We start from the raw sequence: 19792 nt of genomic DNA on the forward strand, positions 1-19792 counted from the left end.
GACATGGCGAAAAACCTAATACTCTGGCTGGTCATTGCCGTTGTGCTGATGTCAGTATTCCAGAGCTTTGGGCCCAGCGAGTCTAATGGCCGTAAGGTGGATTACTCTACCTTCCTGCAAGAGGTCAACAACGACCAGGTTCGTGAAGCACGTATCAACGGACGTGAGATCAACGTTACCAAGAAAGATAGTAACCGTTACACGACCTACATTCCGGTAAGCGATCCGAAGCTGCTTGATAACCTGCTGACTAAGAACGTCAAGGTTGTGGGTGAACCACCAGAAGAACCGAGCCTGTTGGCTTCCATCTTCATTTCCTGGTTCCCAATGCTGCTGTTGATCGGCGTCTGGATCTTCTTTATGCGTCAGATGCAGGGCGGCGGTGGCAAAGGTGCCATGTCGTTCGGTAAGAGCAAAGCGCGCATGCTGACGGAAGATCAGATCAAAACCACGTTTGCCGACGTCGCAGGTTGTGACGAAGCGAAAGAAGAGGTAGCGGAACTGGTTGAATACCTGCGCGAGCCGAGCCGCTTCCAGAAACTGGGCGGTAAAATCCCGAAAGGCGTCCTGATGGTCGGTCCTCCGGGTACCGGTAAAACCTTGCTGGCGAAAGCCATTGCAGGTGAAGCGAAGGTTCCATTCTTTACGATTTCAGGTTCTGACTTCGTGGAAATGTTCGTCGGTGTTGGTGCATCTCGTGTGCGTGACATGTTCGAACAAGCGAAGAAAGCGGCACCGTGCATTATCTTCATCGATGAAATCGATGCCGTGGGTCGCCAACGTGGCGCAGGCCTGGGTGGCGGTCATGATGAACGTGAGCAGACGCTGAACCAGATGCTGGTTGAAATGGATGGTTTCGAAGGTAACGAAGGTATCATCGTTATCGCGGCAACCAACCGTCCGGATGTTCTTGACCCTGCGCTGTTGCGTCCAGGTCGTTTCGACCGTCAGGTCGTCGTGGGCCTGCCAGATGTTCGCGGTCGTGAACAGATCCTGAAAGTCCATATGCGTCGTGTACCACTGGCGCCGGATATCGACGCGGCAATCATTGCCCGTGGTACGCCGGGCTTCTCCGGTGCGGACCTGGCGAACCTGGTGAACGAAGCGGCACTGTTTGCTGCTCGTGGCAACAAGCGCGTCGTGTCGATGGTTGAGTTCGAGAAAGCGAAAGACAAAATCATGATGGGTGCGGAACGTCGCTCCATGGTGATGACGGAAGCGCAGAAAGAATCAACCGCGTACCACGAAGCAGGCCATGCGATTATCGGTCGCCTGGTACCGGAACACGATCCGGTGCATAAAGTGACGATTATCCCGCGCGGTCGTGCGCTGGGTGTGACCTTCTTCCTGCCTGAAGGCGACGCGATCAGCGCCAGCCGCCAGAAGCTGGAAAGTCAGATCTCCACGCTGTACGGCGGTCGTCTGGCAGAAGAGATCATCTACGGTGTTGAACATGTTTCTACCGGTGCGTCGAACGACATTAAAGTGGCCACTAACCTGGCGCGTAACATGGTGACCCAGTGGGGCTTCTCCGACAAACTCGGTCCGCTGTTGTATGCGGAAGAAGAGGGCGAAGTATTCCTCGGTCGTAGCGTTGCAAAAGCGAAACATATGTCCGATGAAACCGCGCGTATCATCGACCAGGAAGTGAAAGCACTGATTGAGCGTAACTACAATCGTGCACGCCAGCTCCTGAATGACAACATGGACATCCTGCACGCCATGAAAGATGCGCTCATGAAATATGAGACCATCGATGCGCCGCAGATTGATGACCTGATGGCTCGCCGCGATGTTCGCCCGCCAGCTGGCTGGGAAGAACCGGGCTCTAACAATTCTGACAACAATGGCACGCCTCGTGCGCCGCGCCCGGTTGATGAACCGCGCACGCCGAACCCAGGTAATACCATGTCAGAGCAGTTAGGCGACAAATAAGTTACCGTTGTTGATGACTGCGTTTAATTGAAAACCCTGGGGCTTGCTCCGGGGTTTTTTCTTATCAATTTATACCAGGGATAACACCATGAAACTCTATGCCCAGGGCACTTCACTGGATCTCAGCCATCCTCATGTGATGGGGATCCTTAACGTCACGCCAGACTCTTTCTCGGATGGTGGAACGCACAACACGCTGATTGAGGCAGTGAAACATGCCAATCTGATGATTAATGCCGGGGCGACTATCATTGATGTCGGCGGTGAGTCTACGCGCCCCGGTGCGGCGGATGTGAGTGTGGAAGAGGAACTGGCGCGTGTTATCCCGGTGGTTGAGGCGATTGCCCAACGTTTTGAAGTCTGGATTTCTGTTGATACCTCAAAGCCTGAAGTGATCCGCGAATCGGCAAGAGTCGGTGCTCACATCATTAACGATATTCGCTCGCTCTCTGAACCCGGCGCGCTGGAGGCGGCGGCAGAAACTGGTTTACCGGTTTGTCTGATGCATATGCAGGGACAGCCGAAGACCATGCAGGAAGCGCCCAAATATGAGGACGTGTTTGCCGAGGTAAATCGCTACTTTATTGAGCAAATAGCACGTTGTGAAAGGGCAGGCATCGCAAAAGAGAAATTGTTGCTCGACCCGGGATTCGGTTTCGGTAAAAATCTCTCCCATAACTATACATTACTGGCGCGACTGGCTGAATTTCACCATTTTAACCTGCCGCTGCTGGTGGGAATGTCACGTAAATCGATGGTGGGCCAACTGCTCAATGTGGGCCCATCAGAGCGTCTGAGCGGTAGCCTTGCCTGTGCGGTCATTGCTGCTATGCAGGGGGCGCAGATCATTCGTGTCCATGACGTCAAAGAAACCGTAGAAGCGATGCGTGTGGTGGAAGCCACATTGTCCGCAAAGGAAAACAAACGCTATGAGTAACCGTAAATATTTTGGCACTGATGGGATCCGGGGCCGTGTGGGCGATGCGCCGATTACGCCTGATTTTGTACTGAAGTTGGGCTGGGCGGCCGGTAAAGTCCTGGCGCGCCACGGCTCGCGTAAAATCATCATCGGCAAAGATACCCGTATTTCCGGTTACATGCTGGAGTCAGCACTTGAAGCGGGTCTGGCGGCAGCAGGGTTGTCCGCCTCGTTTACGGGCCCAATGCCGACGCCTGCAGTTGCTTACCTGACGCGTACTTTCCGCGCCGAAGCCGGGATTGTGATCTCCGCATCGCATAACCCGTTCTATGACAACGGTATTAAATTCTTCTCCATCGACGGTACCAAACTACCCGACGCCGTCGAAGAAGCCATTGAAGCGGAGATGGAAAAAGAGATCACCTGTGTGGACTCCGCTGAGCTCGGTAAAGCCAGCCGCATCGTTGATGCAGCAGGGCGCTACATTGAATTTTGCAAAGGCACCTTTCCGAACGAGTTAAGCCTGAACGAACTTAAAATTGTGGTGGATTGCGCTAACGGGGCAACCTACCACATTGCGCCTAACGTGCTGCGTGAACTGGGTGCGAAAGTGATTACCATTGGCTGTGAGCCCAATGGCGTGAATATTAACGAAGAAGTCGGTGCCACCGATGTGCGTGCCTTGCAGGCCCGCGTGCTCGCGGAAAAAGCCGATCTGGGTATCGCGCTGGATGGTGACGGTGACCGCGTGATCATGGTTGACCATGAAGGCAATAAAGTCGATGGCGATCAGATCATGTATATCATCGCCCGTGAAGCCCTGCGTCAGGGACAACTGCGCGGTGGCGCGGTCGGGACGCTGATGAGCAATATGGGGCTGGAACTGGCGCTCAAGCAACTCGGCATTCCGTTTACCCGTGCGAAAGTCGGTGACCGCTACGTGCTGGAAAAAATGCAGGAAAAAGGCTGGCGTATCGGGGCGGAAAACTCTGGTCACGTCATTCTGCTGGATAAAACCACCACCGGTGACGGCATTGTTGCCGGTTTGCAGGTAGTAGCGGCGATGGTGCGTAACCACATGAGCCTTCACGATCTCTGCAGCGGCATGAAAATGTTCCCGCAGATCCTGGTAAATGTGCGTTACACCGCCGGTAGCGGCGATCCGCTGGAAAATGATACGGTGAAAGCCGTGACTGCGGACGTAGAATCTGCGCTGGGAAGTCGTGGACGTGTATTGCTGCGTAAATCGGGCACTGAGCCGTTAATCCGCGTGATGGTTGAAGGCGAAGATGAAGCCCAGGTGACCGAGTTTGCCCATCGCATTGCGGATGCGGTTAAAGCGGTGTAATACAGACTTAACTGCATAAAAAGGCGGCATTTGCTGCCTTTTTATTAAAGGGAAACCCGGCTTTTGCTGTTTTTTTCCGCAGTTGATACAATGCACTAAAATTGCCCTTGCGAAGGTCATTCGCTTTGGTTAGTATTCACACCCGCTTCAGTGGGAAACAGTAAAATATCCCGCTTTATTGGTTAGAAGCAATTGGTATGCGGCAACTCCGCAAGGAACAGGTTGATTATGTACGAAGCTCTTTTGGTAGTTTTCCTTATTGTGGCAATTGCCCTTGTGGGCTTGATCATGCTGCAGCAAGGTAAAGGCGCTGATATGGGAGCCTCCTTCGGAGCAGGCGCTTCCGCTACGCTGTTTGGTTCAAGTGGTTCTGGTAACTTCATGACCCGTATGACGGCTGTGCTGGCGACGTTGTTCTTTATCATCAGTCTGGTGCTGGGCAATATCAACAGCAACAAAACCAATAAAGGAAGTGAGTGGGAAAATCTGAGCGCGCCGGCGAAAACCGAACAGCCTCAGCCAACTGCTCCGGCTAAGCCGAGCAGCGATATCCCACAGTAAGATTTCTGTGCCGAGGTGGTGGAATTGGTAGACACGCTACCTTGAGGTGGTAGTGCCCAATAGGGCTTACGGGTTCAAGTCCCGTCCTCGGTACCAATATTCAAGCAATGGACGTCAATAGACGTCCATTGTCGTATCTGAAGCCTGCGTAATGCTGACGTCCTTCCTCATTTTTACCCGCTCCTTTGATAACCCAGAATGCTTCCACGGCGATCTTACTGTTGGCTGGCGCATCAGGATGCGGATAAAAAGAACCCGGGACTAGCCCGGGCAGATATTGTCGATTAGGTTGGAGTTATTTGATAACCGTACCCTGAAAAGTCAGTCAGGAGAACATCGATACGGCTTCTCTGTGCGGACTGAGACTGTTTCCAGAATACGGTCGCTTCAGTGCGTTATCATCGACTCAAAAATGGTACTTAATACCGATATTTGCCGAGGTATCACAGTAGCTCTTCGTTCCAACCTGATGTGCAAGGTTTGTCCAGAGGGTGAGGGTGTCCGTCACCTGGCCCTCAAGACCCAGTTTCACTTCCCCGACATTGCGACTTCCAGCCTGTTCAACCCTGACGTTGTCCAGCGTGGCATTGACATTCCGGGTGTTGTGCAGCCAATTGACCTCACCGTAAACGGTAAACTGCTTACCCCTGGTTTGCGCATTCAGCGTGTCGTACGAAAGATTCAGACCAAGACGTGTTTGGGTGCCGGCGCTACCGTCAACTCGCGTACCGTTCACTTCCTGATGAGGATCGGCTTTAATGCCACTCCAGATGACCTGTGCCTGCGGGGTGATGAAAAGCGAGCCATTAGCGCTCTGGTGCAGCGGTTGACGATAGCCACTCTCCAGTGAACCGCTCAGACCACTGATGTTATAACTTTCGCTCGCCACTCCATCGCCATTCACCGATGCGCGAAACGCACTGTATTGCAACCAGCTATCGATATACAGGCCGTTGCGGGACTCTGAATTTTGATACCAGGTGGCGTAAGTGCCCACGCTGTAGCCATGGAGGCTATTTTTGGCGTCATAATGTGTTTTTGTGGATTGCGTATTCCCGCGGCTGTAGCCATAACCCGCCATGATGCCTACACCGAGTCTATCCTGTTCGCTGAATTGACCACTCCACAGTTCACCGCCTCCCTGAATGACATAGCTGTTTCCGCGCATCTGCAACTGACCGCTGCCGTCTTGTGATTTACTACGGAACGCCTGTTGCCGTAACCATATGCTGGAATCTTGTGCCCGACCTTCACGATCTTTCAGGGTATGGCTGAAAAGACGATTTGCCGCTGCCATGTTGGCGAGATAGGCCCCGGCTTCAGGGCGATAAATTTGCGGTTTCTGCTCGGTTTCCGCAGCGGGCGATGGAGGTGCAACTGGCGTGTCATTGCCCGGTATTTCTGGTGATTCTGGTTCTTCAGGATCGTTGACCGGTATTTCCGGTTCCACAGGGTCCTCTGGCTCTGGTTCTGGAGCCAGTGCAGAGCGCAAATACCAGTCACCCTCATCCTGATGCAGGAAATATTCGTATGCCCCGGCCAGAGCGCGATTTTCAAGCGTAAACAGGCCATCTGATTGCCCGCCCACGCTTATCACTTCTATACCATTTACCGTTGTGGTGCCGGACCCATGGAAATTGTTTACATACAGTCTGGTGGTTCCGGCAGTATCACCTGTCACGACCAGTTTGTCGGTTGCTGAGCTATCATCGCCCAGCGCAGTATTCATGATTAACGTACCGCCACCCAGATAATTTCCGACAGTAATGGTTTTGAAGACGCCGTTCTCCCCAGGTGGAGTAAATGCCACTGTGCCTGTATTCGTCAGGCTCGTAATATCGGAATCCCCTGTCACATTCCAGCGGCTGGTCTCATCCAGCGCCATACTGTACCCGCGAACAATACGACCGGTCATTGTTGATGAACCATTCAGGGCGATATTCAGCGCCGTGGCATTAGCAGAACGCGAAACCGCATCACCAAAAATGTGCGAATTGTCGTTGGCAGCGACGTTCACCACACCGGACTGGTACGCGCCGTTGTCTTCGACACTGACCGCTGTACCTGCCTCTCCGCCGCTACGTCCCGTCAGCGTCGAGCGGGTTAAATCAAGATTAAGGTCGGTATTAATCGTTCGCACTGCGTAGCCATCCCGGGTTTCAATATGGCTTTCAACCATCGGTAACGCGCTGCTGGAGCTTATTGTCTGGTAGCCGACCAGCAAACCATGACTATTATTACCTGTCATGTTTATGCTGTTCTGATTGAATCTGATATCCGGGCTTCCGCCGAGAAACATCCCCGTCGAGTTATTGCCTGAAACTTGTGCTGTCAGGTTGTCAATATGGGCTGTGGCCTCATAAATATACGCACCAACACTGACGGCCGTAGAGTTATCACCTCTAAGCGTGAGTCGAATATCATTCAGGTAGGTTTTAGACCGGGTATTTTCCACACCGATACTGTCTTTACCATTCATGGTAATATCGATGTCTGTGGCGGTCAGGATTGTTGTCTGGGGTAAACCGCTCCCCCTCTGGGCAGCGATAATCCCGGTTGAGCGGTATCCGTGAGATGTGATATCGATGTTATCCAGTGTCAACTCTGTATTATCTATGACTTGCGCCCCTACGCCGGAGTAACCAAACGTCTCAATGGAAGAATTGGAGAGTGAAGAGGCAACATTTGCAGTTGCATCAATATAAAGTCCATGTGATCCCAGACCGCGTGTGACAATAGTGAGATTGTTCATCGCTGCGGAGACATTTCCGTGAGTGACAGTCACGGCATTTGACTGATAACCTCTTGTTTCAATCGAGAGGTTATTTAATGTGGCTCTGGTTGCAAGATCGCTCGGGGCCAGAGCATTCGAGACGGTAATGGCTGCCGGATTCGGCGGTAATGATGAGCTTGAATCATCCCCGTTATCCAGAACAGTAATCCGACTGTTCTCAATATTCAGCGTGGCGCCGCCGGTGACCTTAATTCCTGTATCATCTAAACCGTAGCTATCTCCACGAATGGTGATATCAGAATCATTGTTTATATCCAGGTGCGAGCCGGTGCCAGTAACCTTCACGCCTCGCCCAGTGGAGACTGTACTGTTGCTGATAACCGCAGATGCACCATTACTTACTTCGCCAAGATAGGCATAACTCCATAGTGATGTATTGGCAATATTTAATAGACTTCCAGCATCCTGAGCCAAAAAAAGCCGATCGTGATAAGAGCCTGACTGTGTGGTTGAAGTCAGACTGGCTGTCGAATTCGACAATCGAATTTCCCCACCTCCATATGCTCTCAAAAGCGTATATGTCGCACCATAAAGCGTACGGTCAGCATAAATCTCCACGTTGTTACCGCTGATGATACCTCCGGTGCGGTAAGCGTCCAGAACAACAGTGGAGGCGGTATTCGTATATTGTCCACCTGGCGTTAAGGTTATTGTCTGGTTCGCGCCAGCCATAACGGTACCATCGTTGACCGCGATAGCCTTCCACGGTGCTAACGCCATCATGATCGTTATAGTAAGCATTTTTATTTTCAGACAATTATTTTCATTATAACTATACATAAGCAACATCCTTTTGCTTCTTCATTAACAATTGATTCAGATAATTACCAAATTGGTTTAATCTTCATCGTTTATGAAAAGAATATCGAGGATGACTTTTTGAGTGCAAATATAAAAATCCGAAAATCAGCGTTGAAGAACAATTTTCATTAGTTACGAGGTGAATGAAATACAGGATAAATAAAAATTCGCTCAATTGGGAATAGAATAATATTATTATCAATAATCCCAGGAGTGCTTTTTTGCTGTTACATTCTGATGTGTAGAAATCCTCTACTATATCCAGCAGATATCATTAATAAGTTATGCTCCATGGGATTGCACTTATCTGGCATAGATAAAAAAGGCCGCTTTCGCGGCCTTCATTTAATTATCAAATCGTTACTTCGCTTTGTTTTCCAGGTTTTCAACCTGGGGCAAACCAGTAGCCGAAGAGGCAGAAAGCAGCCCTGACTGTGCATAGCCGAACAGCTTCTCCCGGGTATCGGTGATGTCCAGGTTACGCATGGTCAACTGCCCAATACGATCGTCCGGTGAGAACACGGAGTCACCTTTCTCCATTGTCAGACGCTCTGGCTTGTAGGTCAGGTTGTCGGACACGGTATTGAGGATCGAATAGTCGTTGCCGCGACGCAGTTCCAGCGTCACTTCACCGGTAATCTGGCTGGCGACCCAACGCTGCAGACTATCACGCAACATCAGCGCCTGAGAGTCGAACCAACGACCCTGATAGAGCAGGCGACCTAACTGACGGCCGTGGGCGTGGTACTGCTCAATGGTGTCTTCGTTGTGGATACCAGTCAGCAGACGCTCATAGGCGATATGCAGCAGCGCCATCCCAGGGGCTTCGTAAATACCGCGGCTTTTGGCTTCAATAATACGGTTTTCAATCTGGTCACTCATTCCCAGTCCGTGACGCCCGCCGATGCGGTTCGCTTCCAGCATCATTTCCACATCGTCACTGAAGGTCTTACCATTCAGCGCGACCGGATGACCCTGTTCGAAGCGAATGGTGACTTCTTCCGCGGCGATCTTCACGTTCTCATCCCAGAACTTCACGCCCATGATTGGGTTGACGATCTTAACGCTTGAGTTCAGAAACTCGAGGTCTTTGGCTTCGTGCGTCGCGCCGAGCATGTTGGAGTCCGTGGAGTAGGCCTTTTCGACGGACATTTTGTAGTCGAAACCGCAGGCGATCATAAACTCAGACATCTCATGACGACCGCCCAGTTCATCGATAAAGTCCGTATCCAGCCACGGTTTGTAGATCTGTAGTTCAGCGTTGGTCAGCAGGCCATAGCGATAGAAACGCTCGATGTCGTTTCCTTTATAGGTACTGCCGTCGCCCCAGATATTGACGCCGTCTTCTTTCATCGCTGCAACCAGCATAGTGCCGGTGACTGCACGACCGAGCGGCGTAGTATTGAAATAGGTGAGCCCGCCAGTGGTGTTATGGAATGCCCCACACTGAATCGCGGCGATACCTTCAGCAACCAGTTGTTTACGGCAGTCGATCAGTCGAGCGTTCTCTGCACCGTATTCCATTGCACGACGAGGGATCTCATCATAGTCCTCCTCGTCTGGCTGACCCAGGTTCGCAGTATATGCATATGGGACAGCCCCTTTTTGTCGCATCCACAGCAGTGCCGCGCTGGTGTCCAGGCCGCCGGAAAAAGCGATACCAATACGTTGACCTACCGGAAGATGCTTGAGAATCGTCGTCATAAAATAAAACCCTGCTTGATAGACTGATGGTGAGATCGGCTTTCTGCTCTCAGTGCATGTTTATGCAAAATAAATGAGTTTTCATTTAATCATCTTTTTACGGAGACAGGAAGAGTTTCGTGTTTATTTCCGTAAATTACGCTGATGACGGCATGTCAGGTTATGTCGTTAACAAGGTTGACACAATGGGGGGGTAATCAATATAATACGCGCAGATTTTACGTCCCGTCCTCGGTACCAAATCCCAGCAGTATTTGCATCTTTTACCCAAAACGAGTAAAATTTGCCACGTTTCAGGCGCGGGGTGGAGCAGCCTGGTAGCTCGTCGGGCTCATAACCCGAAGGTCGTCGGTTCAAATCCGGCCCCCGCAACCACTTTCCCTTAGAGTTCTTTTTCAAATATACTGTGAAGACCATGGCCTTCGTAGCTGGATTTGAAAAAAATTCTTTCGGAAGGTTCTCCAGACCGCAGTTGCGGTTATAGGGTTCAGTTATCTAAAGCCCCGATTTTTCGGGGTTTTTTGTTATCTGACTACAGAATAACTGGGCTTTAGGCCCTTTTTTTATGTCTTGGGGGTGGGCTTGTCCACATTAGAGCAAAAATTAACAGAGATGATTACAGCGCCAGTTGAGGCCTTAGGTTACGAACTGGTCGGCATCGAATTTATTCGCGGTCGCACATCCACACTGCGCATCTATATTGATAGTGAAGATGGCATCAATGTTGATGATTGTGCTGATGTGAGCCACCAGGTGAGCGCAGTTCTGGACGTTGAAGATCCTATTACTGTGGCTTACAACCTGGAAGTCTCCTCACCGGGTCTCGACCGCCCAATGTTCACTGCTGAACACTATGTGCGTTTCCTGGGTGAAGATGTTTCGCTGGTACTCCGCATGGCGGTACAGAACCGCCGTAAATGGCAGGGCGTTATCAAAGCGGTAGATGGTGAAATGATCACCGTCACAGTCGAAGGAAAAGATGAAGTGTTCGCGCTGAGTAATATCCAGAAGGCGAACCTGGTTCCCCACTTTTAACAGTCTGGATGAGGTGAAAAGCCCGCGATGAACAAAGAAATTTTGGCTGTTGTTGAAGCCGTATCCAATGAAAAGGCGCTGCCACGCGAGAAAATTTTTGAAGCGTTGGAAAGTGCGCTGGCTACAGCGACAAAGAAAAAATATGAACAAGAGATTGACGTTCGCGTAGAAATCGATCGTAAAAGCGGTGATTTTGACACTTTCCGTCGTTGGGTGATTGTTGAAGAAGTGACCCAGCCGACGAAAGAAATCACGCTGGAAGCCGCACGTTTTGAAGACGAAAGCCTGAACCTGGGCGATTACGTTGAAGATCAGATTGAATCTGTGACCTTTGACCGTATCACTACCCAGACCGCAAAACAGGTTATCGTACAGAAGGTTCGTGAAGCTGAACGCGCGATGGTTGTTGATCAGTTCCGTGAACACGAAGGTGAAATCATCACCGGCGTGGTGAAGAAAGTGAACCGCGATAATATCTCTTTGGATCTGGGCAGCAATGCTGAAGCGGTGATCCTGCGCGAAGACATGCTGCCGCGTGAAAACTTCCGCCCTGGCGACCGTATTCGTGGCGTTCTTTACTCTGTTCGCCCGGAAGCACGCGGCGCGCAACTGTTCGTGACCCGTTCCAAGCCGGAAATGCTGATTGAACTGTTCCGCATTGAAGTGCCGGAAATTGGCGAAGAAGTGATTGAAATTAAGGCCGCAGCTCGCGATCCGGGTTCCCGTGCGAAAATCGCGGTGAAAACCAACGACAAGCGTATCGACCCGGTCGGCGCGTGTGTTGGTATGCGTGGCGCACGCGTTCAGGCGGTTTCGACCGAGCTGGGCGGCGAGCGCATCGATATCGTCCTGTGGGATGATAACCCGGCGCAGTTCGTGATTAACGCTATGGCACCGGCTGACGTTGCGTCTATCGTGGTGGATGAAGATAAACACACCATGGATATCGCCGTTGAAGCCGGTAACCTGGCGCAAGCAATTGGACGTAATGGTCAGAACGTCCGCCTGGCTTCGCAATTAAGCGGTTGGGAACTCAACGTGATGACCGTTGATGACCTCCAGGCTAAACATCAGGCTGAAGCACATGCCGCGATCGATACCTTCACCAAATATCTCGATATTGATGAAGAGTTCGCCACTGTTCTGGTTGAAGAAGGGTTTGCCACTCTGGAAGAACTGGCCTACGTGCCAATGAAAGAACTGCTGGAAATCGATGGCCTTGATGAGCCGACCGTTGAAGCACTGCGCGAGCGTGCTAAAAACGCACTGACCACTCTGGCACTGGCCCAGGAAGAAAGCCTCGGTGATAACAAGCCGGCTGACGATCTGCTGAATCTGGAAGGATTAGATCGCGATATGGCCTTCAAACTGGCTGCCCGTGGTGTTTGTACGCTGGAAGATCTCGCCGAACAGGGCATTGATGATCTGGCTGATATCGAAGGGTTGACCGACGAAAAAGCCGGTGAGCTGATTATGGCTGCCCGTAATATTTGCTGGTTCGGCGACGAAGCGTAATAAACTGTAGCAGGAAGGAACAGCATGACAGATGTAACCGTAAAAACGCTGGCCGCAGAGATACAGACCTCCGTGGATCGCCTGGTACAGCAATTTGCTGATGCCGGTATCCCGAAGTCTGCTGATGACTCTGTGTCCGCACAAGAAAAACAGACTTTACTGGCGCACCTGAACCGTGAAAATGGTTCTGGCCCGGATAAGCTGACGCTGCAGCGTAAAACGCGTAGCACCCTGAACATTCCAGGTACCGGTGGAAAAAGCAAATCGGTACAAATCGAAGTCCGCAAGAAGCGCACCTTTGTGAAACGTGATCCGCAAGAGGCCGAACGCCTTGCCGCGGAAGAGCAAGCGCAGCGTGAAGCGGAAGAGCAGGCCCGTCGTGAGGCTGAAGAAATGGCCAAACGCGAGGCGCAACAAAAAGCTGACCGTGAGGCCGCAGAACAAGCTAAGCGTGACGCCGCTGATAAAGCGAAACGCGAAGCTGCGGAAAAAGACAAAGTGAGCAATCAACAGACTGACGATATGACCAAAACCGCCCAGGCCGAGAAAGCCCGCCGTGAGAATGAAGCTGCAGAGCTGAAGCGTAAAGCGGAAGAAGAAGCACGTCGCAAGCTTGAAGAAGAAGCGCGCCGCGTAGCGGAAGAAGCTCGCCGTATGGCGGAAGAGAACGCAGGCGTGTGGGCTGAGCAGGAAAAAGTGGAAGAAGATAAGAGCGATTATCATGTCACCACTTCTCAGCACGCTCGCCAGGCCGAAGACGAAAACGATCGTGAAGTGGAAGGCGGTCGTGGCCGTGGCCGCAACACGAAAGCGGCGCGTCCGGCGAAGAAAGGCAACAAACACGCTGAATCCAAAGCCGACCGTGAAGAAGCGCGTGCCGCGGTTCGCGGTGGTAAAGGCGGCAAACAGCGTAAAGGTTCCGCACTGCAGCAGGGCTTCCAGAAGCCAGCGCAGGCTGTTAACCGTGACGTTGTGATTGGCGAAACCATCACCGTTGGCGATCTGGCGAACAAGATGGCGGTTAAAGGCTCTCAGGTCATCAAAGCGATGATGAAGCTGGGTGCAATGGCGACCATCAACCAGGTGATCGACCAGGAAACCGCACAGCTGGTTGCCGAGGAAATGGGCCACAAAGTTATCCTGCGTCGTGAGAACGAGCTGGAAGAAGCCGTAATGAGCGACCGTGATACGGGTGCTGCGGCTGAACCGCGCGCACCTGTGGTGACCATCATGGGTCACGTTGACCATGGTAAAACGTCTCTGCTGGACTACATTCGTTCAACGAAAGTGGCCTCTGGCGAAGCGGGTGGTATTACCCAGCACATCGGTGCTTACCACGTTGAAACCGACAACGGTATGATCACCTTCCTGGACACCCCGGGCCACGCCGCGTTTACCTCCATGCGTGCTCGTGGTGCACAGGCAACGGATATCGTGGTTCTGGTTGTTGCAGCAGACGACGGCGTGATGCCGCAGACCATCGAAGCTATCCAGCACGCGAAAGCGGCGGGTGTGCCGGTTGTGGTTGCAGTAAACAAAATCGATAAGCCGGAAGCCGATCCGGATCGCGTTAAAAACGAACTGTCCCAGTATGGCATTCTGCCGGAAGAGTGGGGCGGTGAGAGCCAGTTCGTCCACGTTTCTGCAAAAGCAGGTACTGGTATCGACGAACTGCTGGATGCGATCCTGCTGCAGGCCGAAGTTCTCGAACTGAAAGCGGTCCGTAAAGGGATGGCGAGCGGTGCGGTTATCGAATCCTTCCTGGATAAAGGTCGTGGTCCGGTTGCTACCGTACTGGTGCGCGAAGGTACGCTGCATAAAGGCGATATCGTACTGTGCGGCTTCGAATACGGTCGCGTTCGTGCGATGCGTAACGAACTGGGTCAGGAAGTTCTGGAAGCAGGTCCGTCCATTCCGGTGGAAATCCTGGGTCTGTCCGGTGTTCCGGCAGCCGGTGACGAAGTGACCGTGGTACGTGACGAGAAGAAAGCACGTGAAGTTGCACTGTATCGTCAGGGCAAATTCCGTGAAGTGAAACTGGCACGTCAGCAGAAATCTAAACTCGAGAACATGTTCGCCAACATGACCGAAGGCGAAGTTCACGAAGTGAACATCGTGCTGAAGGCCGACGTTCAGGGTTCTGTGGAAGCGATCTCCGACTCCTTGCTGAAACTGTCTACCGACGAAGTGAAAGTGAAGATCATCGGTTCTGGTGTCGGTGGTATCACCGAAACCGACGCAACCCTGGCCGCAGCGTCCAACGCGATTCTGGTTGGCTTCAACGTTCGTGCGGATGCCTCTGCGCGTAAAGTGATTGAATCCGAAAGCCTGGATCTGCGCTACTACTCCGTCATCTATAACCTGATCGATGAAGTGAAAGCGGCGATGAGCGGTATGCTGTCTCCGGAACTGAAACAGCAGATCATCGGTCTGGCTGAAGTTCGTGATGTGTTCAAATCACCGAAATTTGGTGCCATCGCGGGCTGTATGGTTACCGAAGGGACGATCAAACGTCACAACCCAATCCGCGTCCTGCGTGACAACGTGGTTATCTACGAAGGCGAGCTGGAATCCCTGCGCCGCTTCAAAGATGACGTTAACGAAGTCCGTAACGGTATGGAATGTGGTATCGGCGTGAAGAACTACAACGACGTTCGCGTTGGCGATATGATCGAAGTGTTCGAGATCATCGAGATTCAACGTACCATCGCATAATCTTCGTCGTCTTTTGGGCCGCCACTGCGTTGGCTACGAGCGTTCACCCCGGTCACATAGTTATATGCTCCGGGGATTCACGCCCTTGTTGCCTTGTTGCAACCCAAAATACTTAGAAGATGGTTTTGCGTAGCCCGGGGAAGCGAAGCGCCACCCGGCAATAATTTTTAAAAGGGGCTTAGGGCCCCTTTTTTGTCTGGAGAATTTATTATGGCGAAAGAATTTGGTCGCCCGCAGCGCGTGGGACAGGAGATGCAAAAAGAGATCGCAATCATCCTGCAGCGCGAAATTAAAGACCCGCGTCTGGGCATGATGACCACCGTTTCCGGTGTCGAAATGTCTCGCGATCTGGCGTATGCCAAAGTGTATGTCACCTTCCTGAATGACAAAGATGAAGACGCTATCAAGGCAGGCATCAAAGCGTTACAGGAAGCGTCCGGCTTCATCCGTAGCCTACTGGGTAAAGCGATGCGACTGCGTATCGTGCCGGAACTGACCTTCTTCTACGATAATTCGCTGGTGGAAGGGATGCGCATGTCCAACCTGGTGACCAACGTGGTTAAACATGACGAAGAACGTCGTGTAAACCCGGACGACAGCAAGGAGGACTAATGAGTCGTCCTCGTCGTCGTGGTCGCGACATTCACGGTGTCCTGCTGCTGGATAAGCCGCAGGGCATGTCCAGCAATGACGTACTGCAAAAAGTTAAACGCATTTATAACGCCAATCGCGCCGGGCATACCGGGGCGCTGGATCCGTTAGCGACCGGCATGCTGCCGATTTGCCTCGGGGAAGCGACCAAGTTTTCGCAGTATCTGCTGGATTCTGACAAGCGTTATCGGGTGATTGCCCGTCTGGGACAGCGTACAGACACGTCCGATGCCGATGGGCAAATCGTACAGGAGCGCCCGGTCGCCTTCACCCCCGAGCAACTGGCGGCCGCGCTGGACACGTTCCGCGGTGATATCGAGCAGGTGCCATCGATGTATTCGGCGCTGAAGTATCAGGGTAAAAAACTGTACGAATACGCGCGTCAGGGCATTGAAGTGCCGCGTGAAGCCCGACCGATTACCGTTTACGAGCTGTTGTTTATCCGTCATGAAGGGGATGAACTGGAGCTGGAAGTGCACTGTTCGAAAGGCACTTATATTCGTACTATTATTGACGATCTGGGTGAGAAGCTGGGATGTGGCGCGCATGTGATCTTCCTGCGTCGTCTGACGGTCAGCAAATATCCGGTGGATCGTATGGTCACGCTGGAGCGTCTGCGTGAAATGGTCGAACAGGCGGAGCAACAGGGGATCCCGGCAGCACAGTTGCTTGATCCGCTGTTGATGCCGATGGACAGTCCGGCATCGGACTACCCTGTCGTTAATTTGCCGCTAACATCATCGGTTTACTTCAAAAACGGTAACCCGGTTCGCACGAACGGCGCCCCGCAGGAAGGGTTAGTCCGTGTCACGGAAGGTGATGACGGTAAATTTATCGGTATGGGCGAGATCGACGACGAAGGTCGCGTGGCGCCTCGCCGATTAGTGGTGGAGTATCCGGCGTAGCACGCGTTCGTCTTGCGATAAGAAGGCGCTACGAGTAGAATACTGCCGCTTAACGTCGCGTGAATTTTTTAACAGTTCACCTGGCGTACACTGGGAACGCTGAATTAGAGATCGGCGTCCTTTCATACTTAATACTTTGGAGTTTTAAAATGTCTCTAAGTACTGAAGCTACAGCTAAAATCGTTTCTGAGTTTGGTCGTGATGCAAACGACACCGGTTCTACCGATGTTCAGGTTGCACTGTTGACTGCACAGATTAACCACCTGCAGGGCCACTTTGCAGAGCACAAAAAAGATCACCACAGCCGTCGTGGTCTGCTGCGCATGGTTTCTCAGCGTCGTAAACTGCTCGACTACCTGAAACGTAAAGATGTTGCACGCTACACCGCGCTGATCGAGCGTCTGGGTCTGCGTCGCTAATTCTTGCGAGTTTCGTAAAAGGGGGCCTTCATGGCCCCTTTTTTCAAGCAGATGGCAGCAATTCACTGGAAACTATTGTATTGTTGCTATGAATGATCTTCCGTTGCAGAGGTTCGCGCGGCTAATGAGAGGCTTTACCCAATTTCGTATGGGTTAGGGTTGTCATTAGTCGCGAGGATGCGCAGAAGATCGGGTATTAACGGCGATTCAGTCTGTGTCGCCAAAAAATTGGAAAGGATATTATTTTGCTTAATCCGATCGTTCGTAAATTCCAGTACGGTCAGCATACCGTTACGCTGGAAACCGGCATGATGGCCCGTCAGGCCACTGCCGCTGTTATGGTTAGCATGGATGACACGGCGGTATTCGTGACCGTTGTCGGCCAGAAAAAAGCGAAGCCGGGTCAGGACTTCTTCCCGCTGACCGTTAACTATCAGGAGCGTACCTACGCTGCTGGCCGCATCCCAGGTAGCTTCTTCCGTCGTGAAGGCCGTCCAAGCGAAGGCGAAACTCTGATCGCGCGTCTGATTGACCGCCCGGTTCGTCCGCTGTTCCCGGAAGGTTTCGTGAACGAAGTTCAGGTTATCGCAACCGTCGTTTCCGTTAACCCGCAGGTTAACCCGGATATCGTCGCGATGATCGGTGCCTCTGCTGCACTGTCTCTGTCTGGTATTCCGTTCAACGGCCCAATCGGTGCGGCACGTGTGGGTTATATCAATGACCAGTACGTACTGAACCCGACTCAGGACGAGCTGAAAGAGAGCAAACTGGATCTGGTCGTTGCCGGTACGGAAGCCGCCGTACTGATGGTTGAATCCGAAGCAGAACTGCTGAGTGAAGACCAGATGCTGGGTGCTGTCGTGTTTGGTCACGAACAGCAGCAGGTGGTTATCAAAGAAATCAACGAACTGGTGAAAGAAGCCGGTAAACCACGTTGGGACTGGCAGCCGGAAGCGGTGAACGAAGCGCTGAACGCGCGCGTTGCAGCCCTGGCAGAATCTCGCCTGAGCGACGCTTACCGTATCACCGACAAACAAGAGCGTTATGCTCAGGTTGACGTGATCAAGTCTGAAACCATCGCAACGCTGGTTGCAGAAGATGAGTCCCTGGACGCTAACGAACTGGGTGAAATCCTGCACGCAATCGAGAAAAACGTGGTGCGTAGCCGTGTACTGGCCGGCGAACCGCGTATTGATGGCCGCGAAAAAGACATGATCCGTGGTCTGGACGTGCGTACTGGCGTACTGCCACGTACCCACGGTTCCGCACTGTTCACCCGTGGCGAAACTCAGGCGCTGGTTACCGCAACCCTGGGTACCACCCGTGATGCGCAGAGCCTCGACGAACTGATGGGCGAGCGTACTGACAACTTCCTGTTCCACTACAACTTCCCTCCGTACTGCGTCGGCGAAACCGGCATGGTCGGTTCTCCGAAGCGTCGTGAAATTGGTCACGGTCGTCTGGCGAAGCGCGGCGTGCTGGCAGTGATGCCGGATCTGGATAAATTCCCGTACACCGTGCGTGTGGTTTCTGAAATCACCGAATCCAACGGTTCTTCTTCCATGGCTTCCGTGTGTGGTGCCTCTCTGGCGCTGATGGACGCAGGCGTGCCGATCAAAGCGGCCGTTGCGGGTATCGCGATGGGTCTGGTGAAAGAAGGCGACAACTACGTTGTTCTGTCTGACATCCTGGGCGACGAAGATCACCTGGGCGATATGGACTTCAAAGTTGCGGGCTCCCGCGACGGTATCTCTGCGCTGCAGATGGATATCAAAATTGAAGGTATCACCAAAGAGATCATGCAGGTTGCTCTGAACCAGGCTAAAGGTGCGCGTCTGCATATCCTGGGCGTGATGGAACAGGCGATTAACGCGCCACGCGGCGACATTTCTCAGTTTGCACCGCGTATCCACACCATTAAGATCAGCCCGGACAAAATCAAAGATGTGATCGGTAAAGGCGGTTCTGTGATCCGTGCGCTGACCGAAGAGACTGGCACCACCATCGAAATCGAAGATGACGGTACCGTGAAAATCGCAGCAACCGACGGTGAAAAAGCGAAATACGCAATTCGCCGTATCGAAGAGATCACCGCAGAAATCGAAGTGGGCCGTATCTACAACGGTAAAGTGACCCGTATCGTTGACTTTGGTGCGTTCGTTGCCATCGGCGGCGGTAAAGAAGGCCTGGTACACATCTCGCAGATCGCAGATAAGCGCGTTGAGAAAGTGACCGATTACCTGCAGATGGGCCAGGAAGTACCGGTTAAAGTTCTGGAAGTTGACCGCCAGGGCCGTGTACGTCTGAGCATTAAAGAAGCAACTGAACAATCTCAGCCTGCCGCCGCACCGGAAGCTCCGGTAAGCGAACAGGGCGAGTAAGGTTGCCATTTGCCCTCCGCCGTTGCGGAGGGCTTTTAACCTGGCAGGACGCCTTGTTAGCAACCGGGGAACAGGACGTTCAATTAATCGTTGTCTTCGGGAGTGGGAA

General features: G+C 52.4%; 13 protein-coding genes and 2 tRNA genes. 13 read left to right on the top strand and 2 right to left on the bottom strand.

Features of this window, described 5'->3' with window-relative positions; translation table 11 throughout:
- The first annotated feature begins 3 nt into the window (after positions 1-3).
- The 5 genes from ftsH to ACQ0PY_RS02825 all read left to right on the top strand — a co-directional run bounded on the left by ftsH (position 4) and on the right by ACQ0PY_RS02825 (position 4859).
- A complete protein-coding gene (gene ftsH, locus ACQ0PY_RS02805) occupies positions 4-1935 on the top strand; it encodes an ATP-dependent zinc metalloprotease FtsH (protein WP_044255934.1) in 1932 nt (643 codons plus the stop codon).
- Between the two features lie 88 nt (positions 1936-2023).
- A complete protein-coding gene (gene folP / locus ACQ0PY_RS02810) occupies positions 2024-2872 on the top strand; it encodes a dihydropteroate synthase (RefSeq protein WP_042998288.1) in 849 nt (282 codons plus the stop codon).
- A complete protein-coding gene (glmM, locus tag ACQ0PY_RS02815; protein WP_042998287.1) occupies positions 2865-4202 on the top strand; it encodes a phosphoglucosamine mutase in 1338 nt (445 codons plus the stop codon). Before folP ends, glmM begins: the two co-directional genes overlap by 8 nt.
- Before the next feature lie 228 nt (positions 4203-4430).
- The gene (secG, locus tag ACQ0PY_RS02820) at positions 4431-4763 is read left to right on the top strand and encodes a preprotein translocase subunit SecG (RefSeq protein ID WP_109739800.1); all 333 of its coding nucleotides are present in this window, start codon (positions 4431-4433) and stop codon (positions 4761-4763) included.
- Positions 4764-4772: 9 nt separating this feature from the next.
- Positions 4773-4859, top strand: a tRNA-Leu gene (locus ACQ0PY_RS02825).
- Positions 4860-5169: 310 nt separating this feature from the next.
- On the opposite strand, the gene ACQ0PY_RS02830 is transcribed toward ACQ0PY_RS02825, so the two are convergent.
- Positions 5170-8337 (bottom strand): autotransporter outer membrane beta-barrel domain-containing protein, encoded by a 3168-nt coding sequence (locus ACQ0PY_RS02830; RefSeq protein WP_157959974.1) that lies wholly within the window; start codon positions 8335-8337, stop codon positions 5170-5172.
- Between the two features lie 381 nt (positions 8338-8718).
- A complete protein-coding gene (argG, locus tag ACQ0PY_RS02835) occupies positions 8719-10062 on the bottom strand; it encodes an argininosuccinate synthase (RefSeq protein WP_044255923.1) in 1344 nt (447 codons plus the stop codon).
- A 298-nt stretch (positions 10063-10360) separates the two neighbouring features.
- Here argG and ACQ0PY_RS02840 point away from each other — a divergent pair.
- The 8 genes from ACQ0PY_RS02840 (at position 10361) to pnp (ending at position 19683) form a co-directional block, all read left to right on the top strand.
- A tRNA-Met gene (locus tag ACQ0PY_RS02840) sits at positions 10361-10437 on the top strand.
- A gap of 207 nt (positions 10438-10644) precedes the next feature.
- Complete coding sequence (rimP, locus tag ACQ0PY_RS02845; protein ID WP_150547131.1) at positions 10645-11097, top strand: ribosome maturation factor RimP; 453 nt, start codon at positions 10645-10647, stop codon at positions 11095-11097.
- Between the two features lie 27 nt (positions 11098-11124).
- A complete protein-coding gene (gene nusA, locus ACQ0PY_RS02850; RefSeq protein WP_042325113.1) occupies positions 11125-12612 on the top strand; it encodes a transcription termination factor NusA in 1488 nt (495 codons plus the stop codon).
- 24 nt (positions 12613-12636) lie between these two features.
- Positions 12637-15327 (top strand): translation initiation factor IF-2, encoded by a 2691-nt coding sequence (gene infB / locus ACQ0PY_RS02855; RefSeq protein WP_042998284.1) that lies wholly within the window; start codon positions 12637-12639, stop codon positions 15325-15327.
- A 210-nt stretch (positions 15328-15537) separates the two neighbouring features.
- Positions 15538-15939 carry a 30S ribosome-binding factor RbfA gene (rbfA, locus tag ACQ0PY_RS02860; protein WP_042998283.1) on the top strand — a complete coding sequence of 134 codons (402 nt, stop codon included), beginning with the start codon at positions 15538-15540 and terminating at the stop codon, positions 15937-15939.
- Entirely contained in the window at positions 15939-16883 is a 945-nt protein-coding gene (truB, locus tag ACQ0PY_RS02865; RefSeq protein WP_090050699.1) for a tRNA pseudouridine(55) synthase TruB, read from the top strand. Before rbfA ends, truB begins: the two co-directional genes overlap by 1 nt.
- A 149-nt stretch (positions 16884-17032) precedes the next feature.
- The gene (gene rpsO, locus ACQ0PY_RS02870; protein WP_000059465.1) at positions 17033-17302 is read left to right on the top strand and encodes a 30S ribosomal protein S15; all 270 of its coding nucleotides are present in this window, start codon (positions 17033-17035) and stop codon (positions 17300-17302) included.
- Positions 17303-17547: 245 nt separating this feature from the next.
- A complete protein-coding gene (gene pnp / locus ACQ0PY_RS02875) occupies positions 17548-19683 on the top strand; it encodes a polyribonucleotide nucleotidyltransferase (protein WP_042998281.1) in 2136 nt (711 codons plus the stop codon).
- Positions 19684-19792 lie beyond the last annotated feature (109 nt).

The sequence above is a fragment of the Citrobacter sp. LST-B2 genome, from assembly GCF_057983045.1.

What these genes read in the sequence shown, in the direction of transcription:
- truB (WP_090050699.1), top strand. Translation starts at nt 15,939, where the DNA reads ATGAGTCGTCCTCGTCGTCGTGGTCGCGACATTCACGGTGTCCTGCTG.
- ACQ0PY_RS02830 (WP_157959974.1), bottom strand. Translation starts at nt 8,337, where the DNA reads ATGTATAGTTATAATGAAAATAATTGTCTGAAAATAAAAATGCTTACT.
- secG (WP_109739800.1), top strand. Translation starts at nt 4,431, where the DNA reads ATGTACGAAGCTCTTTTGGTAGTTTTCCTTATTGTGGCAATTGCCCTT.
- rbfA (WP_042998283.1), top strand. Translation starts at nt 15,538, where the DNA reads ATGGCGAAAGAATTTGGTCGCCCGCAGCGCGTGGGACAGGAGATGCAA.
- ftsH (WP_044255934.1), top strand. Translation starts at nt 4, where the DNA reads ATGGCGAAAAACCTAATACTCTGGCTGGTCATTGCCGTTGTGCTGATG.
- rpsO (WP_000059465.1), top strand. Translation starts at nt 17,033, where the DNA reads ATGTCTCTAAGTACTGAAGCTACAGCTAAAATCGTTTCTGAGTTTGGT.
- infB (WP_042998284.1), top strand. Translation starts at nt 12,637, where the DNA reads ATGACAGATGTAACCGTAAAAACGCTGGCCGCAGAGATACAGACCTCC.
- nusA (WP_042325113.1), top strand. Translation starts at nt 11,125, where the DNA reads ATGAACAAAGAAATTTTGGCTGTTGTTGAAGCCGTATCCAATGAAAAG.
- glmM (WP_042998287.1), top strand. Translation starts at nt 2,865, where the DNA reads ATGAGTAACCGTAAATATTTTGGCACTGATGGGATCCGGGGCCGTGTG.
- argG (WP_044255923.1), bottom strand. Translation starts at nt 10,062, where the DNA reads ATGACGACGATTCTCAAGCATCTTCCGGTAGGTCAACGTATTGGTATC.
- folP (WP_042998288.1), top strand. Translation starts at nt 2,024, where the DNA reads ATGAAACTCTATGCCCAGGGCACTTCACTGGATCTCAGCCATCCTCAT.